The following is a 17,906-nucleotide window of genomic DNA, read 5'->3' as shown; positions in this document are numbered from 1 at the left end:
GGATGGCGGCAAAAACGCCTTATCCGGCCTACGTTGTTAGGCTACTGTAGGCCGGATAAGCGCTGCTCCATCCGGCAATACTATGTACTGAGATTGGGGCAATTACTTGCCCCCGTCAAATCATTGCTGGCTTTCTTTGCGCGGCTGACGCAGAACTTCGTTAATCTGCGGCTTATCAACCGGACCGGTGATACGGTAACGCAGAATCGAAACTTTACTCCACAGCGGCCCCAGAACCTTACTGGCGGCAAACACCGCCGCGCCGACAATCGGGTTGACGGCGAACGCGGCGGCAACCCCAACGGTGGCAGAAATTTCAGGCGCGACAACCGCTTCCATATCCAGTTCGCGGCGTACCAGATTCACCGAGCCTTTCATCGCGATGTCAGCTTCCAGACCGTCCACCAGCGTGTCGTCGGTATGCATCACACCATCCTTAATCCACGCCGTGCTGCGAATGGAGTCGAAATAGAAGCCTTCACTGAAGGTATCGCTAAAATCAAAGCGCAGTTTACGTAGCAACGCGTCAAAGCTTAACAGGCGTAACAGTTGCCCCGCATGTCCGGTACTGAGTTCGGTAAGCTCACCTTTGCCCAACCGGGTGCGCAAAATCCCATTCAGCGACGCTTCATCCGGATCCCACGGTGGATTACGCCAGTGCAGGTCGTACTCCACATTGAACGAAGAGTTACGAATCGGCGTCGATACGCCAAAGAAACCGGCGGCAGAGTCAATTTTTTTGCCGTTCAGTTTTCCCTTCAGTGACGTACGCTCTTTACCCGGCACATTCACCCATTCACCATCGGCAGTCAGTCTGGCAAAGCCGGTATCCAACAGACCGTTGCTCAACGAGAGCGTATCGCCTTTGATCGCCACATCGGCATCAATACGTCCATATTTCTGTCCCCACAGCCAACACTCTGCACAGCGGAGTTGAACATCCGGCCAGCCACGGAAGCTGACGTTATTGATGGTAGAGAAAGGCGACGCTGGCGCTGTGCCGGGAGAAGGCTTTGCGGCGCTCGGGTTGTAATAGAGGTATTTAATGTTCGCCAGCCACGGGGCGTTATTGCGCATAGCCAGCGTGGCGTTGATCTCACGCCCCTGCGCCTGCACGCTGGAACCGTTGCCCGAAGGCTCAGACACAATACTTAAATTGTTCCACTGCTGCCCCCCCAGGGATAACGATGGCGTACGTACCGTGATGCGTTGCGGGAAGTTGGCGTTCGAGCCAACGTTATCCGCAGCGCCTTTCTGGAACAAGGCCAGCCATTGCGCGCCGTCCATAGGGGGAAGATTGAGCTCAATGCCTTGCTGATCGGGTAACGCGGGCACGGTGCGGCTTTCCGACGTCCAGATAGCGCGGTCAAGGGTCAGCTTCTGATTCAGCAGCCAGTGGCTGTTGAAGTGATTCTTGCTCCCTGCGTTGCCGGTGAGATCAAAGCTGCGCAGATTGCCGTTGGCCTTCACGTTTACCGGCAGCGCCTCACCGGCCGCCTTATTCAGTGGAGCAGGTAAGTGACTACTTACATTCTTCAGGTCACTCTTTAACGCAATGTCGTAGGTCGCCCCGGCATGATACGGAAGATTGATATCCACCTTGCCATTCCACGCCATACTGCCGCTTAACGCATCGTTCACCTGCGTCGGCAAAATCCCCATACGGTTTGGCTGCCAGTCGCCTTGCAGATTCACCGCCACCTGATAGGCTTTGGCCCCTTCGGTAGTGGAAAAATCGACGTTCAGCGGCTGATTAAACCAGTTTGCCGTCATCGGCTCACTCTGCAGATCGCCGTTCACAAAGCTGAATTTACCGGTCAAATTCTTCAACGTGCTGTCGAGCGGTTTAATAAACAGACTGTTATTACGCAGATTGACATCACCTTTGGCCGTAACCAGCGAGCCATCCAACGGGATATCGAGATGTAAGCGAGCATTCACATCGCCATCAATCTGCAACTGCTCAAGCGTGGCGCCAAGAGAATCTTTTAGCGGCGTATCATCAAAATAAGGTCCAACCGCTTTGCCCGGCCCGTTGATGTCGGCATCAATCAGCAGTTTTTCTTTTGCATAGTCGGGAATATTGGCCGTCAGATTGCTGGCTTTTACGCCGCCTAAATTAACGCCATCCGTTTTCATCCACAGACCGTCGTTAATGAAGTTCAGTTCAATATTGAGGTCAGTCAACGCAGGCCAGTCGGGCTGAAAGGCGAATTTAGCATTGCGTAACGGCACCAGGACCTGAAACTGCCCTTCATTATGCAGATATGGGAACAAATGCGGGTTACCGCCATACACCAACGTGGCATTATCCGCTTCGCCGCCCTGAATCGCGCCGCTGAGGTAGTCAACCAGCTCTTTGCCCATCAGATTTTCAGGGAAGTAGCGCCAGGCCTGAGAGCCGTCATCAGTACTGATCCCCGCCAGAATGCCTAACCATGGCTCGTCACCGGTCGGTTGCAGATAGCGAAAACCACCGCGCGCATGTACCGCTTTCGCTTTGACATCAATATTGCGCCCATCTAACTGAAAACCTTTATCATTCTTCAGCCAGCTTAGCGTCGCCACGCCGTTTTCTATTTCCAATGGTGCGCGGAAGACGCTCTCATACGGCATGCGGGCTTGCTTGATGGAGGCGGTAAGCGCACCATTTTCCACGCTGCCCGAAAGCGTACCGGAGAAATGCTCCGCCCCCGGTAACAACTTCCACTGTTTCCAGGCCAGATTGGTCCACGAGGACTGGAAACGGGTCTTTTCTGTTGCCTGTAATGGGATATCCAGCGCCAGCACATCAATTTTGCCGCTTGGCTGCGTGGCGCGCCAAATATCCCCCAGCGCTGGCGATAACTTAGCCGCCATCGGGCGCAGCCCTTCTAATCCAGCCAGCTCCAGATTGCTGGCGCGAATGCGTAGCTCGTCACTGCGCTTGTTATTCTCACCACCGACTTCCTGCTCAGGGATCCAGGCCAGCGTTAACGCCCCGCTTGGCCAGGGTTTATCATCCATGGTGATACGGGTATCGGGAATAGAGAATTGCCAGCCCGGCTGTTCGCGGCTAATGTGCGCCGTCAGGTTATCCACGGAGAGCGTATGCGTGCGGTTGTTACCCAGCCAGCTGGCGCCGCCTTTCTTCAGCCAGACATCGCCTCCGGAAACGACGCCTTTATTGATCGTCATCCATGCTTCCAGGCTAAAACGCGCGGTTTGCAACGCGACATTATCCTGCATCCATTTGCCCAGCCACGGTTTGACGTCAATGTCGTCTGCCTGCAGCCAGACCCGACCATTATTCAACAGCCCATTGTCGTCGCGCAGATCCATGCGCACCTGCATAACGCCATGTTGACCGGTCAGACTGGAGAGACTGACCTGCCCCTCAGCGCGATGCCGGTTTTTACCGTTCAGCCAGGTAAGCTGTGGGATCGCCAGTTCAGCGCGCTGGCCTGAGAGGGTTAAAAAGCTGATTTGACTGTCGCGGAGATCGAAATGATCGAACTGACGCAGGAAGAGATCGCTGAGGTGACCCGCTTCAATTCCATCACCGCTTTCACTACTCTGGATAGGGGTATTGGTGCGCAACTGCAATTGCCAGAAGGTGAGATCGCGAAACTGCCAGCGCATGTGCAGTAAACTTTGCCAGACATCCAGCGCTAACGTGACGCGTTTTACCGAAAACTCACCGCCGTCTTTGAGCTGAGCGTGGATATCACGCGCTTCAAGCGTAGGGCCGAAATTTTGCCAGTTGGCGGATAGCTGGCTGGCGGTAACGGGCAGGCCAGTCGCGGATTCAATCTTACCGAGAATGGCCGGACGCCAGCTATCAAGATGAGGTAGCGCAAGGCGCAGTCCACTGACCATCAGCGCTGCAATGACAACGAATGCGGCTCCAGTGAGCAGTAATATCCCCGGCAATCGCCTCACGCGCCTCTCCTTGTCTGCAAAAAAATGTGACTCACACCCCTTGAGTGTATATTGCCGGATGGCGGCGCTTGCGCCTTATCCGGCCTACATGCGCTGGTGCTACTACTCAATTACATCATTACGACGTCGAACTGCTCCTGGTTATAGAGCGGTTCAACCTGGACTTTGACCTGTTTACCCACAAAGATTTCGACTTCCGCCAGCGCATGCGACTCTTCGCCTTTCAGGGTTTCTGCCACTGCCGGAGATGCATAAACCAGGAAGCGATCGGAGTCGTATGCATGGTGTACGCGGACAATTTCGCGCATGATTTCATAGCATACGGTTTCCACCGTTTTCACGGTACCGCGTCCATGACAGGTAGGGCACTCATTGCACAGCACATGCTCCACGCTTTCACGCGTGCGCTTACGCGTCATCTCCACCAGGCCCAGCTGTGAAAAACCGTTAATGCTGGTTTTTACGCGGTCCTTGCTCAGAGCCTGCTCCAGAGAGTGCAACACCCGGCGCCGATGATCTTCATTATTCATGTCGATAAAATCGATAATGATAATGCCGCCCAGGTTACGCAGACGCAGCTGACGCGCAATGGCCTGCGTTGCTTCAATATTAGTATTAAAAATAGTGTCGTCGAGATTACGATGTCCAACAAACGCGCCGGTATTGATATCCACGGTGGTCATCGCTTCGGTTTGATCGATGATCAAATAGCCGCCGGATTTCAGCTCAACCTTGCGTTCCAGCGCGCGCTGGATTTCATTCTCAACGTCAAAGAGATCGAAAATAGGCTGACGTCCGCTGTAATGCTCCAGCTTGCTGGTCATCTCGGGAATGTACTCCGCCGTAAATTCCAGCAACGCCTCATAGGTCAGGCGAGAGTCGACGCGGATCCGATCAAGCTGGGCATCGGCAAAATCACGCAAAACGCGCTGCGCCAGCGCAAGTTCGCCATACATCTGGTAGCGCGTTTGCGGACGTTTTTTGCGCTCCATGACTTTCGTCCAGACGCGCTTCAGGTAGGCAGCATCCGAGGCCAGATCCTCTTCGCATACGCCTTCCGCCGCTGTACGAATAATAAATCCGCCCTGCTCATCACAGTAATCGGCTACCACTTTTTTCAGACGTTCGCGTTCGCTTTCGCTTTCGATACGTTGGGAAACGCCAACGTGCGACGCGCCCGGCATAAAAACAAGATAACGGGAAGGCAGCGTAATGTCCGTCGTCAGACGAGCGCCCTTAGTACCCAGCGGATCTTTTACCACCTGCACCATCAAATCCTGGCCCTGGCGAACCAGTTCAGAAATGTCGCGCACGGTGAACTGTTTTTGTTCTTCACCGGCCACGCATTCGGTGTGTGGCATGATGTCTGAAGCGTGAAGAAATGCGGCTTTATCCAGTCCAATATCTACAAAAGCCGCCTGCATACCCGGAAGTACACGACTTACACGACCTTTGTAGATATTGCCTACGATTCCACGTCGCGCCTCACGTTCAATATGAATTTCCTGCAGAATACCGCCATCAATGTAAGCCACCCGTGTTTCCGATGGCGTTACGTTTACCAACAATTCAGCCGTCATGTTTATCCCTTTGCTCACGCAGTGCGTTAAAATTGGTCAGCAACTCATACGTTTCTACCAGCGGTAAGCCGACTACGGCGTGATAGCTGCCATTTATCTTCCTGACAAAACAGCCACCCAACCCTTGAATACCGTATGCACCTGCTTTATCCATTGGTTCACCGCTGGCAACATAACCCGCGATGTCCTCATCGGTGAGTGCTCTGAATGTCACTTCCGTCACCACCAGACAGTCCAGACTGTGCTGGCGATCGGCCAATGCCACGGCAGTCATGACCTGATGCGTGTTGCCCGACAGCTTACGCAGCATTGCGGCGGCATGGGCGGCGTCGTGCGGTTTTTCCAGCACTTCACCGTTAAGAATAACAATGGTATCCGCACCCAATACCGGCAAATCGCGCTGCGCCAACGCAACGCCAGCCTGCGCTTTTTCGCGCGCCAGACGAGAAACGTACTGCTGCGCGCTTTCCTGCGGGTGCCGCTGTTCTTCAATCCCAGGAACCAGCCGTTCAAACGTGATACCAAGTTGAGCGAGCAGTTCCTGACGACGTGGAGAACCTGAAGCAAGATACAGAGTATTCATATCAACCTTTATTGCACCGCAAACTGCTGACGGATTTTACGCATCAGTAAGAATAGCCATGGCCAGAGCACACCATTCACTACACTACTCCAGAACACTTCAGGTCTGAAAGAGACATTGATCACTAAAAACTCGGCCCAGAAAACAATAATATCCACGACCAGTGATAACAACACGACCACCAGCGCCTGTTGCCAGAGCGCGAGGTTGCGGAATAGTTGGAATTTCAGCGCGACCAGATAGGCAATGATACTCATCGACAAGGCCCGCACGCCAAGCGTGGAACCGCTAATGAGATCCAGTATGGCACCCACCACGAACCCTGTGCCCACATTTACGCGATGCGGTAGCGCCAGAATCCAATACAACAAGATGAGCAGCACCCAGTTTGGCCGGAAAACAAGAATGTCATCCGGCCAGGGCATAACTTGCAGCAACAGTGCAATAAGGAACGAAAGCCAAATAACCCAACGCCCCTGGCTACGATAGCTTGCCACTTACTGTCCTCCCGGCTTACGCGGAGCAGGTTGTGGCGACGTGGTGTCCGTAGGCGCTGTAGTGACGCCTGTAGCAGGTGCCGGTACTGGCGCAGGCGGCCCCATGGCATCTGGCGCAGGCAGAACTTGCGGCATCATTTGCATCAAACGTTCATTGGCAACACGGTGTACTTCTTCCGGCGTCATCGGATTGGCGCCATTACGATCGGCTCCCCACAACAGCAGCAGATAGCGCAAACGCTGCAAACCCGCGGTCGGACGAGCCTGAATGACGGTATAAGCACGCTGAGTGTCCAGCTTAACGGAAGAAACAACAGCAACCGGATAACCTTCCGGGAAGCGTCCACCCAAACCGGAAGTCACCAGCACATCGCCAACGCGAATGTCGGTGTTCGCCGGCAGATGTTCAAGCTGAAGATCGTCCGTACAACCGTTGCCCGCAGCAATGACGCGAATATCGTTACGCAGAACCTGGATTGGCAGAGCATGCGTCGCATCGCAAATCAGCAGTACGCGGCTGGTCAGTTTTGCTACAGCAACGACCTGACCCACTACACCTTTGTCGCTGATAACTGGCTGACCTTCGTAGACGCCGTTAACGCTCCCTTTGTCGATCACGACCTGATCGCTGTATGGGTCATTAACCGTTGAGATGACCTGCGTCACCATCTTTTGTTCGTCCTGACGCAATGGCGATCCCAGCAGCTCGCGCAAACGCGCGTTCTCCTGTTTATATTGCCCCAGCATCAGCAGCTCGCTATTTTTCAGCAGCAGTTCCTGACGCAGCGCCCGGTTTTCAAGTTCGAGTTGGTCACGCGAAGCCAGCGTTTGCGACACGCCGTCGAGTAATTCACGAGGACCATTAGAGATAAAGTAGAAAGGACTGACGGCGGTATCCATGTACGTTCGGATTTGACTAAACGTACCCAGGCGGCTGTCGGCAATAATAACGCCGAGCGCCACCAGCACCGCCAGAATAAGGCGAATCTGTAGCGACGGGCCACGGCTAAAAATTGGCTTCATAGTCTATGCGTATTCTCGTATCAGAGCGGAAGGGCAACCCGCGGGCCACCCTACCTGCGTCCGATTACTCTTCGCTGAACAGGTCGCCGCCGTGCATATCGATCATTTCCAGTGCTTTGCCGCCACCGCGCGCCACGCAGGTCAGCGGATCTTCAGCAACAACAACTGGAATACCGGTTTCTTCCATTAACAGACGATCAAGGTTACGCAGCAGCGCACCGCCACCGGTCAGCACCATACCGCGCTCGGAGATGTCTGACGCCAGCTCTGGCGGACACTGTTCCAGAGCAACCATTACCGCGCTCACGATACCGGTCAGCGGTTCCTGCAGCGCTTCCAGAATCTCGTTGGAGTTCAGGGTAAAGCCGCGTGGAACACCTTCTGCCAGGTTACGGCCGCGTACTTCGATCTCGCGGACTTCATCGCCCGGATAAGCGGAACCGATTTCGTGTTTAATACGTTCTGCGGTGGCTTCACCGATCAGAGAACCGTAGTTACGACGAACGTAATTAATGATGGCTTCGTCGAAGCGGTCACCACCAATACGTACGGAAGAAGAGTAAACCACGCCGTTCAGGGAGATAACGGCAACTTCAGTGGTACCACCACCGATATCCACAACCATTGAGCCGGTTGCTTCAGAAACTGGCAGACCCGCACCAATCGCGGCCGCCATCGGCTCTTCGATCAGAAAGACTTCACGGGCGCCTGCGCCCTGAGCGGATTCACGGATCGCACGGCGTTCAACCTGGGTTGCGCCAACCGGTACACACACCAGTACGCGCGGGCTTGGGCGCATGAAGCTATTGCTGTGCACTTGTTTGATAAAGTGCTGGAGCATTTTTTCAGTCACGAAGAAGTCAGCGATAACGCCGTCTTTCATTGGGCGAATTGCAGCGATATTGCCCGGCGTACGACCCAGCATCTGCTTCGCATCATGACCTACTGCAGCCACGCTTTTCGGCGAACCGGCACGATCCTGACGAATGGCCACAACAGAAGGCTCATTCAATACGATGCCTTGTCCTTTTACATAAATAAGGGTATTCGCGGTACCCAGGTCAATGGACAGGTCATTGGAAAACATGCCACGAAATTTTTTCAACATACTAAGGGATAATCCTGAAAGCTGGGGCGGAAAACAAAATCCGCTTACTTTACCAACCACACGCAGCAGCGACAAGGCGCAAAAATCATCTGCTACGGTGAAAATTAGTGCAGTTCGTTTCCTTTGTTACAAAACCGGCCTGAGTCCATCAGGGCTGAAAAAATCAGCAGCATTCCTCGCTTTTGTTTGCAACCTGTCAAAGGTCATTCACCTGCATGTTTGCTGTTACAACCTGGCGAGCAGACAAGCACACCCCCAGAAGGCACAGCGCGCGTTATTCTACGTGAAAACGAATTAAACGGCAGGTTAAACCGAATATCTTTGCGAATATTTTTTCACGTTAGTGTCAAGTGGCTGTGATGCGGCAAAAAAATCCCCTTGCCCACCAGCAACTCCGCGTTCCGTCAGCGTATGCCACTCGCTACGCGAACGAACTCCCGTGGCATAAACCTGCGTTGGCGTGCCTGAACAGGCCTCCGCCAGGCTTTGAACCAACAGTTGGTTTTCGGTTCGCTTATCAATATTCCTCACCAGGCTTGGATGCAGCTTCAATAACTCAACGTTAAGCTCTTTAATCCAACTGGTGCTCACCAGCGTTAAACCGGCCTGCGTAACGGCGATCCGTACCCCTAGCGCATCCATCAATCGAATGACGGGCTGTAATCGGCTGATATGTTGACAAACATCTGCCTCAGCAAGTTCAATAATTATGCGTTTGCGTAGTGATTTTTCGCACTGCATCAACGTATCACGCAGCCAGCGCTGAAAACGTGGGCGAATTAGCGATTCAACCGTTATCTGCATCGCCAGGCTTTCCTGCGGCCAGTAGCCCAAAAGCAGGATCAGACGACTTAACTGTAAACGGTCATACTCTTCAGCCAGGCCAAATTGCAGCACCATCGGCATATATTCCGCCGAAATAACCTCTTCGCTGCCATCAAAAATACGGCACATCAGTTCCCGGTGGTGTACCCGTCCTTCACGCGTTACCGCAGGTTTTTGATATATTCTCGGCCCGCCCCGGCTGAGCATCTGTTCAATCAGCGTCCGCCAGCGCACGTTGCCCCGGCCTTTTTCCGGCAGGGAGTCATCATAGACCGACCAGCTGTTCCCACCCTGCAGGACCGAATTCCGGGTGGCGGCCTCAGCATGATCCATCACCTGTTCCGTCGACTGACCACTGCGGCAAACGCAAATGCCAATATGAACCATATCGGCACGATCGATCATTTTATTAGTCGGAAGCGCATCGACCGCTTTTAATAATTGCCCGGCGATGCTTTCGGCTTCTTTCAGCGTGCGATGTGGCAACAGGATGGCAAAATCGCTACGGTGGTAGCGCGCCAGCAATGCCCCGGGATAACGCGTCATAAACGTCGACAACAAATTGATTAGCGTTGAAATTTGTTCTTCCGCCAGGGTGATTCCCCAGCTATCTCGCAGCAGAGTAAAGTCCGGCAGACGCACCATCATCACGACGCCATGCGCTCCCACCTTTTCTTGATCTTCCAGCAGCGTGGCCAACTGGTTATCAAAAAACAGACGGTTACTCAGCCCGGTTTTTGTATCCTGCGCAACATAGGAGCGAATCAGGGTGTCCAATCGGCTGCGTTGCTCGCGGGCATTTTGAATTTCAGTCAGCAACATATCGAGCGCACTGCTGGTGCGCGCTGGCCATTCATAGACCGTTCCTCGTACATTCGGCCCGCGTTCACCGTTCAGAATACGCGTGGAACGAATCTCCAGTAACTCCTGGCCTGAAAGCTGACGCTGAAGCCAGCGTACCGACAAAAAAAGCATCAGAATAATAAACGCAATGGCCAGCGTGAGCGGCGCGGTAGTCAGTAGCGAATGGAAATAGTTGCCCATCGGATCCTGATAAACCAGGCGAACTGACATGCCCGGATGCTTGACCAACGGTACGGTGATGTCGCGGTAGAGGTTGTTCGTTCCTGCCGGGCGGTAGCTGCTGGTTCGGGAGTGGTCATACACTATATGCTCCCCTTGCAGCAACTCGATACGCACGATATCAACAGAAACCATCAGTTCATCGATTTGCGGCGTCAGCGAAACGAAATCGCGGGAGACAAGATGTGTATCAATCGCCGTCGCCACCGCCTGCACTCGCGTAGTGAACTTATATTGAATAGCGTTGTAGAAACTCAGCGAGCAGCCAATCAGAGTCACAAAGATCGTTAACCCAGTAAGCAGCGTGACAAAAGCTGAGAATTTCGTCGTTAATCGCATCCTTGTGTTAACTCCGACAGTTATGAAACAGGTGTGAAAGAGATAAAGCGACTCGAAAATGCAAAACTGAACGCAAAATCCGCCAATTTATGCAAACTGTGGGGGCATACTACCAAATCAGGTATATCTGGCAATTTATTGCGCAGAATCGGCATCATGTTTTGATTAGCGAGTATAGTCTTCATTAACAATTTTCCAATCCACTATACGAATTGAGGACAGGTTATGCAGGCTTTGATCTTAGAACAGCAGGACGGAAAAACCCTCGCATCCGTTCAACCCCTCGACGAAAACCAGCTCCCGGAAGGCGATGTAACGGTGGAAGTCCACTGGTCGAGCCTGAACTATAAAGACGCCCTGGCTATCACTGGCAAGGGTAAAATCATCCGCAACTTTCCGATGATTCCTGGCATTGATTTCGCCGGTACCGTGCGTGCAAGCGAAGATCCCCGTTTTCATGCGGGTCAGGAAGTCTTACTGACCGGCTGGGGTGTGGGTGAAAACCATTGGGGCGGACTGGCTGAACGTGCGCGCGTCAAAGGCGACTGGCTGGTAGCGCTGCCGCAAGGGCTGGACGGGCGTAAAGCGATGGTCATCGGCACCGCCGGTTTTACCGCCATGCTGTGCGTCATGGCGCTTGAGGATGCAGGAATTCACCCGCAAGACGGCGAGATTGTCGTCACCGGCGCCAGCGGCGGCGTGGGCAGCACTGCCGTGGCATTACTGCATAAGCTGGGCTATCAGGTTGTGGCAGTATCAGGACGCGAAAGCACCCACGACTATCTGAAGAGCCTGGGCGCGAATCGTATTCTCAGCCGCGATGAGTTTGCTGAATCTCGCCCGTTGGAAAAACAACTGTGGGCCGGTGCAATTGATACCGTTGGCGATAAAGTGCTGGCGAAAGTCCTGGCACAGATGAACTACGGTGGCTGCGTGGCCGCCTGCGGCCTGGCGGGCGGCTTCGCGCTGCCGACCACCGTCATGCCATTCATTCTGCGTAATGTACGTTTGCAAGGGGTGGACTCGGTGATGACCCCACCGGCACGTCGCGCAGAAGCCTGGGCGCGTTTGGTTAAGGATCTGCCGGAATCGTTCTATGCTCAGGCCGCCACGGAGATTACGCTAGCGGATGCGCCGAAGTTCGCCGATGCCATCATCAATAACCAGGTGCAAGGTCGTACCCTGGTGAAGGTGAAATAACAGGCATCGGCGCAGAAATTTACACTTAACTAACAAAATTTCGCGGCATATATAGAGACTCCCTGCCATATTAACTACGCATCCCTTGTCTGTCATGACGCGTAAGCCGGGAGTCTGTTATGAAGAAATTACGTCCATTTACAGAAGCCGACGTCACCGCCGAGTCGGCTTTTTTTATGCAGCGCCGCCAGGTACTGAAAGCATTAGGGATCAGCGCTGCCGCGTTGTCTTTGCCTCACGCTGCGCAGGCCGACCTTCTGAGCTGGTTTAAGGGTAATGACCGCCCTCCGGCGCCTGCGGGTAAGCCGCTTAATTTCAGCAAGCCCACCGCCTGGCAAAATTCGCTTCCTTTAACGCCAGCAGATAAAGTTTCTGGCTACAACAACTTCTATGAATTTGGTCTCGACAAAGCGGATCCAGCGGCCAACGCAGGCAGCCTGAAAACCGATCCGTGGACCTTGAAAATCACTGGCGAAGTCGCAAAACCCCTCACTCTCGATCATGATGCGCTGACCACCCGTTTCCCATTGGAAGAGCGGATTTATCGGATGCGCTGCGTGGAAGCCTGGTCAATGGTGGTGCCGTGGATTGGCTTTCCATTACATAAACTGCTGGCGCAGGTTGAACCCACCAGCAACGCAAAATATGTCGCTTTCGAAACGCGCTACGCCCCGGATGAAATGCCTGGTCAGAAAGATCGCTTTATTGGCGGCGGGCTGAAATATCCCTATGTTGAAGGGTTACGCCTGGATGAAGCGATGCATCCACTAACCCTGCTTACCGTAGGGGTTTATGGTAAGGCCCTTCCGCCGCAAAATGGCGCCCCCATCCGCTTAATTGTGCCGTGGAAATACGGATTTAAGGGCATAAAGTCGATCGTGAGTATCAAACTTACGCGCGAACGCCCCCCAACAACCTGGAACCTGGCCGCGCCTAATGAATATGGGTTTTATGCCAACGTGAATCCACATGTCGATCACCCCCGCTGGTCCCAGGCCACCGAACGTTTTATTGGCGCTGGCGGTATTCTGGACGTACAGCGTCAATCCACGCTGTTGTTTAACGGTTATGCCGAAGAGGTTGCTTCCCTGTATCGTGGTCTTAATCTACAGGAGAATTTTTAAGTGCGTCTGACTGCAAAGCACATTATCGGGCTGAAAGTTTGCCTGCATCTTGGCGGATTTTTGCCGTTAATTTGGCTCTTTTGGGCGGTAAATCATGGCGGTTTGAGCGCCGATCCGGTCAAAGATATCCAGCACTTTACCGGTAGGACAGCTCTGAAATTCTTACTGGCGACCTTGCTGGTCTCTCCACTCGCGCGCTACGCTAAACAGCCATTATTGATACGCACTCGTCGCCTGTTAGGGCTATGGTGTTTCGCCTGGGCGACGCTGCATTTAACCAGCTACGCGTTACTGGAACTGGGTATTCATAATCTGGTGCTGTTGGGGCGGGAATTCATTTCGCGACCGTATTTGATGTTGGGTATTGTCTGTTGGGTCATATTATTTGCTCTCACCTTAACGTCCACGCAATCTGCACAGCGAAAGCTGGGTAAGTATTGGCAATTTTTGCACAACTTCGTCTATCTTGTGGCGATCCTGGCACCCATACATTATCTGTGGTCGGTTAAAATCATCTCCCCTCAACCGATTATTTATGCCGCACTTGCTGCGGTGCTGTTAGCCTGCCGCTACAGGAAGTTTCGCCAGTGGTGGCGGTAGTTTCACGATATGTGCAGTACGTTGCAAAACACGGACGATCCGATTTTCTTTACATGTTAACGGTTGATTATCTTCCCTGATAAGACCAGTATTTAGCTGCCAATTGCTACGAAATAGTTATAATGTGCGCCTTTGCTATCCCCGGTAGCGTTTTTACGGCGCGGAAAGGGTGACAATCGCATATTGAAGGTATATTTTGTCTTTTACCCGAAAATGACAGAAGATAGCCGCACAATGACTAACAAGTCTGGCAATCTCATGTAATGGCATCAGCACCCAGTGCAACGCCTGAGATGCGTGGCATCTTGTCACTCACTGTTATAAAAATGCTATACAGACGGCGGTAAAACGCCTGTCACAATCTCACTAAACAAAGAGTACGGAACCCACTCATGGATATTCGTAAGATTAAAAAACTGATCGAGCTGGTTGAAGAATCAGGCATCTCCGAACTGGAAATTTCTGAAGGCGAAGAGTCTGTACGCATCAGCCGTGCGGCGCCAGCTGCAAGTTTTCCAATGATGCAACAGGCTTATGCTGCACCAGTGATGCAGCAGCCAGCTCTGTCTAACGCTGTCGCACAAACTGCCTCTCCAAGTATGGAAGCTCCGGCAGCAGCGGAAATCAGTGGTCACATCGTACGCTCCCCAATGGTTGGTACGTTCTACCGCACCCCGAGCCCGGATGCGAAAGCGTTCATCGAAATCGGCCAGAAAGTGAATGCGGGCGATACCCTGTGCATCGTTGAAGCCATGAAAATGATGAACCAGATCGAAGCCGACAAATCCGGCGTCGTTAAAGCGATTCTGGTAGAAAGCGGTCAACCGGTAGAATTTGACGAGCCGCTGGTCGTCATCGAATAACGAGGCGAACATGTTGGATAAAATTGTCATCGCTAACCGCGGCGAGATTGCCTTGCGTATTCTTCGTGCCTGTAAAGAACTGGGTATCAAGACTGTCGCAGTGCATTCAAGCGCGGATCGCGATTTAAAACACGTATTGCTGGCGGATGAGACGGTCTGTATTGGCCCGGCTCCGTCCGTAAAAAGCTATCTGAACATCCCGGCTATCATCAGCGCCGCTGAAATCACCGGCGCGGTGGCAATTCACCCGGGTTATGGCTTCCTCTCTGAGAACGCCAACTTTGCTGAGCAGGTAGAACGTTCCGGCTTTATCTTCATCGGCCCGAAAGCCGACACCATCCGCCTGATGGGCGACAAAGTGTCCGCGATTACCGCGATGAAGAAAGCTGGCGTACCGACTGTCCCAGGCTCTGACGGCCCGTTGGGCGATGACATGGACGCTAACCGCGCTCATGCTAAACGCATCGGCTACCCGGTTATCATCAAAGCCTCCGGCGGCGGCGGCGGTCGCGGTATGCGCGTCGTGCGCAGCGATGCCGAACTGGCGCAATCCATCTCCATGACCAAAGCGGAAGCGAAAGCGGCTTTCAATAACGACATGGTCTACATGGAGAAATACCTGGAAAACCCACGCCACATCGAAATTCAGGTGCTGGCAGACGGTCAGGGTAACGCGATTTATCTGGCAGAGCGTGACTGCTCCATGCAGCGTCGTCACCAGAAAGTTGTCGAAGAAGCACCAGCGCCGGGCATTACTCCGGAACTGCGTCGCTACATCGGCGAGCGTTGCGCCAAAGCGTGCGTGGATATCGGCTATCGCGGCGCGGGTACTTTCGAGTTCCTGTTCGAAAACGGTGAGTTCTACTTCATTGAAATGAACACCCGTATTCAGGTTGAACACCCGGTAACCGAAATGATCACCGGTGTTGACCTGATCAAAGAACAACTGCGCATCGCAGCGGGTCAGCCGCTGTCTATCAAGCAGGACGAAGTTGTGGTTAAAGGCCATGCGGTAGAGTGCCGTATCAACGCCGAAGACCCGAACACCTTCCTGCCGAGCCCGGGTAAAATCACGCGTTTCCACGCGCCGGGTGGCTTTGGTGTGCGCTGGGAGTCTCATATTTACGCAGGTTACACAGTACCTCCGTACTATGACTCAATGATCGGTAAGCTGATTTGCTATGGCGAAAACCGCGACGTCGCTATCGCACGCATGAAAAACGCCTTGCAGGAACTGATCATCGACGGCATCAAAACCAACGTTGATCTGCAGATCCGTATCATGAATGACGAGCACTTCCAGCATGGTGGAACCAATATCCACTACCTGGAGAAAAAACTCGGACTTCAGGAAAAGTAAGCAAGCGTTAACCGAAAAGGCCGGAAATTCCGGCCTTTTGTTTTTCTCCCCTCCCACAGGTGCCATAAGGTACAATCCCCGCTTTCTTTATTCACAAGGGACAAAAAATGGACGCTCGTTTTGTTCAGGCCCATAAAGAGGCGCGCTGGGCGCTGTGGCTGACCCTTTTATATCTTGCCGCATGGTTAGTGGCCGCTTACTTACCAGACTCCTCTCTGGGTTTTACCGGCCTCCCGCATTGGTTCGAAATGGCCTGTCTGCTGACGCCATTGGTTTTCATCGTACTGTGCTGGGCGATGGTGAAGTTTATCTATCGCGACATTCCACTGGAGGATGATGATGCAGCTTGAAGTTATTTTGCCGCTGGTCGCCTATCTTCTGGTGGTTTTCGGTCTCTCTGTTTACGCCATGCGCAAAAGGTCGACCGGCACCTTCCTGAATGAATATTTCCTCGGCAGCCGCTCTATGGGCGGGGTCGTGTTAGCCATGACGCTAACGGCAACCTACATTAGCGCCAGCTCGTTTATCGGCGGCCCAGGTGCCGCTTATAAATACGGACTGGGATGGGTTTTGTTAGCAATGATCCAACTGCCCGCCGTCTGGCTGTCATTGGGTATTCTCGGCAAAAAATTCGCCATTCTGGCACGCCGTTATAATGCGGTTACCCTCAACGATATGCTGTTTGCCCGCTACCAAAGCCGCCTGCTGGTGTGGCTGGCGAGCCTCAGCCTGCTGGTCGCGTTTGTCGGTGCAATGACCGTACAGTTTATTGGCGGCGCGCGTTTGCTGGAAACGGCAGCGGGTATCCCTTACGAAACCGGCCTGCTGATTTTTGGCGTCAGTATCGCGTTATACACAGCGTTCGGCGGATTTCGCGCCAGCGTGTTGAACGACACGATGCAGGGCATGGTGATGCTGATTGGGACTATCGTACTGCTGGTCGGTGTCGTCCATGCCGCTGGTGGTCTCAGCAATGCGGTAGTCACTCTGCAAACCATCGATCCTAAACTGGTCTCGCCGCAGGGCGCTGATGACATTCTGTCCCCCACGTTTATGACTTCATTCTGGGTACTGGTGTGCTTTGGCGTGATTGGCCTGCCGCATACGGCGGTGCGCTGCATCTCCTATAAGGACAGCAAAGCGGTACACCGTGGAATTATCATTGGCACCATCGTGGTGGCTGTCCTGATGTTTGGTATGCATCTGGCCGGCGCGTTGGGCCGGGCGGTGATCCCTGACCTGACGGTACCGGATCTGGTTATTCCCACGCTAATGGTAAAAGTCTTGCCGCCGGTAGCAGCCGGGATCTTCCTCGCCGCGCCCATGGCCGCGATCATGTCGACGATCAATGCCCAATTGCTGCAAAGTTCCGCTACGATCATTAAAGATCTCTATCTGAACCTTCGCCCGGAACAACTGCAAAATGAAACACGGCTGAAACGCATGTCGGCAGTGATCACTCTGCTGCTGGGCGCGTTACTGCTGCTGGCCGCCTGGAAGCCGCCAGAGATGATTATCTGGCTTAACCTGCTGGCGTTTGGTGGGTTGGAAGCCGTCTTCCTATGGCCGCTGGTGCTGGGCCTTTACTGGGAGCGGGCAAACGCGGCAGGCGCACTGAGCGCAATGATTGTCGGCGGCGTACTTTATGCCGTACTCGCTACTTTTAACATTCAGTACCTGGGCTTTCATCCGATTGTGCCCTCGTTACTGATAAGTTTGCTGGCTTTCCTGATCGGCAACCGTTTCGGTTCCGCCGTTCCGCAAGTCGCCATATTGACTACTGATAAATAAAGAGTTTTG

15 protein-coding genes are annotated in these 17,906 nt (G+C 53.4%); 8 read left to right on the top strand and 7 right to left on the bottom strand.

Annotated elements, in window-relative coordinates; genetic code table 11:
• Positions 1-120: 120 nt before the first annotated feature.
• The 6 genes from yhdP to mreB all read right to left on the bottom strand — a co-directional run bounded on the left by yhdP (position 121) and on the right by mreB (position 8,712).
• Positions 121-3,921, bottom strand: a complete 3,801-nt coding sequence (gene yhdP / locus FDW97_RS02760) for an AsmA2 domain-containing protein YhdP (protein WP_085048630.1) — start codon at positions 3,919-3,921, stop codon at positions 121-123.
• A 110-nt stretch (positions 3,922-4,031) separates the two neighbouring features.
• Positions 4,032-5,501, bottom strand: a complete 1,470-nt coding sequence (gene rng / locus FDW97_RS02755) for a ribonuclease G (protein WP_038634356.1) — start codon at positions 5,499-5,501, stop codon at positions 4,032-4,034.
• Entirely contained in the window at positions 5,491-6,084 is a 594-nt protein-coding gene (locus FDW97_RS02750; RefSeq protein ID WP_085048629.1) for a nucleoside triphosphate pyrophosphatase, read from the bottom strand. The genes rng and FDW97_RS02750 overlap by 11 nt, the downstream gene beginning before the upstream one ends.
• Positions 6,085-6,092: 8 nt before the next feature.
• On the bottom strand, positions 6,093-6,581 hold the full coding sequence (gene mreD / locus FDW97_RS02745; RefSeq protein ID WP_038634362.1) for a rod shape-determining protein MreD: 489 nt from the start codon (positions 6,579-6,581) through the stop codon (positions 6,093-6,095).
• Positions 6,582-7,604 carry a rod shape-determining protein MreC gene (gene mreC / locus FDW97_RS02740; protein ID WP_038634365.1) on the bottom strand — a complete coding sequence of 341 codons (1,023 nt, stop codon included), beginning with the start codon at positions 7,602-7,604 and terminating at the stop codon, positions 6,582-6,584. It lies immediately after the preceding gene.
• 64 nt (positions 7,605-7,668) lie between these two features.
• Complete coding sequence (gene mreB / locus FDW97_RS02735; RefSeq protein ID WP_000913396.1) at positions 7,669-8,712, bottom strand: rod shape-determining protein MreB; 1,044 nt, start codon at positions 8,710-8,712, stop codon at positions 7,669-7,671.
• Between mreB and FDW97_RS23390 the strand changes: the two genes are divergently transcribed.
• The gene (locus tag FDW97_RS23390) at positions 8,690-9,010 is read left to right on the top strand and encodes a hypothetical protein (protein WP_154050627.1); all 321 of its coding nucleotides are present in this window, start codon (positions 8,690-8,692) and stop codon (positions 9,008-9,010) included. The genes mreB and FDW97_RS23390 overlap by 23 nt on opposite strands.
• A gap of 8 nt (positions 9,011-9,018) precedes the next feature.
• On the opposite strand, the gene csrD is transcribed toward FDW97_RS23390, so the two are convergent.
• The gene (csrD, locus tag FDW97_RS02730) at positions 9,019-10,959 is read right to left on the bottom strand and encodes an RNase E specificity factor CsrD (protein WP_087856908.1); all 1,941 of its coding nucleotides are present in this window, start codon (positions 10,957-10,959) and stop codon (positions 9,019-9,021) included.
• A gap of 225 nt (positions 10,960-11,184) precedes the next feature.
• Here csrD and FDW97_RS02725 point away from each other — a divergent pair, with 225 nt between their 5' ends.
• From FDW97_RS02725 to panF, 7 genes are all read left to right on the top strand, one after another.
• On the top strand, positions 11,185-12,159 hold the full coding sequence (locus tag FDW97_RS02725; protein ID WP_137350622.1) for an MDR family oxidoreductase: 975 nt from the start codon (positions 11,185-11,187) through the stop codon (positions 12,157-12,159).
• 119 nt (positions 12,160-12,278) lie between these two features.
• Positions 12,279-13,283: a protein-methionine-sulfoxide reductase catalytic subunit MsrP gene (msrP, locus tag FDW97_RS02720; RefSeq protein ID WP_085048625.1), complete on the top strand. Its 1,005-nt coding sequence runs from the start codon at positions 12,279-12,281 to the stop codon at positions 13,281-13,283.
• A complete protein-coding gene (gene msrQ / locus FDW97_RS02715; RefSeq protein WP_137350621.1) occupies positions 13,284-13,883 on the top strand; it encodes a protein-methionine-sulfoxide reductase heme-binding subunit MsrQ in 600 nt (199 codons plus the stop codon). It abuts the gene before it with no gap.
• Between the two features lie 392 nt (positions 13,884-14,275).
• Positions 14,276-14,746, top strand: coding sequence for an acetyl-CoA carboxylase biotin carboxyl carrier protein (gene accB / locus FDW97_RS02710; RefSeq protein ID WP_003025210.1), 471 nt, complete (start codon positions 14,276-14,278; stop codon positions 14,744-14,746).
• Between the two features lie 10 nt (positions 14,747-14,756).
• Positions 14,757-16,106 (top strand): acetyl-CoA carboxylase biotin carboxylase subunit, encoded by a 1,350-nt coding sequence (accC, locus tag FDW97_RS02705; RefSeq protein ID WP_003828838.1) that lies wholly within the window; start codon positions 14,757-14,759, stop codon positions 16,104-16,106.
• A gap of 107 nt (positions 16,107-16,213) precedes the next feature.
• Positions 16,214-16,456, top strand: a complete 243-nt coding sequence (locus FDW97_RS02700; protein WP_038634384.1) for a YhdT family protein — start codon at positions 16,214-16,216, stop codon at positions 16,454-16,456.
• Positions 16,446-17,897, top strand: a complete 1,452-nt coding sequence (gene panF, locus FDW97_RS02695) for a sodium/pantothenate symporter (RefSeq protein WP_038634386.1) — start codon at positions 16,446-16,448, stop codon at positions 17,895-17,897. Before FDW97_RS02700 ends, panF begins: the two co-directional genes overlap by 11 nt.
• The last annotated feature ends 9 nt before the right edge of the window (positions 17,898-17,906 follow it).

Source organism: Citrobacter sp. wls708 (assembly GCF_005281255.1).
Lineage (GTDB): Bacteria > Pseudomonadota > Gammaproteobacteria > Enterobacterales > Enterobacteriaceae > Citrobacter > Citrobacter werkmanii.
This window is presented reverse-complemented; position numbering and strand designations above follow the sequence as displayed.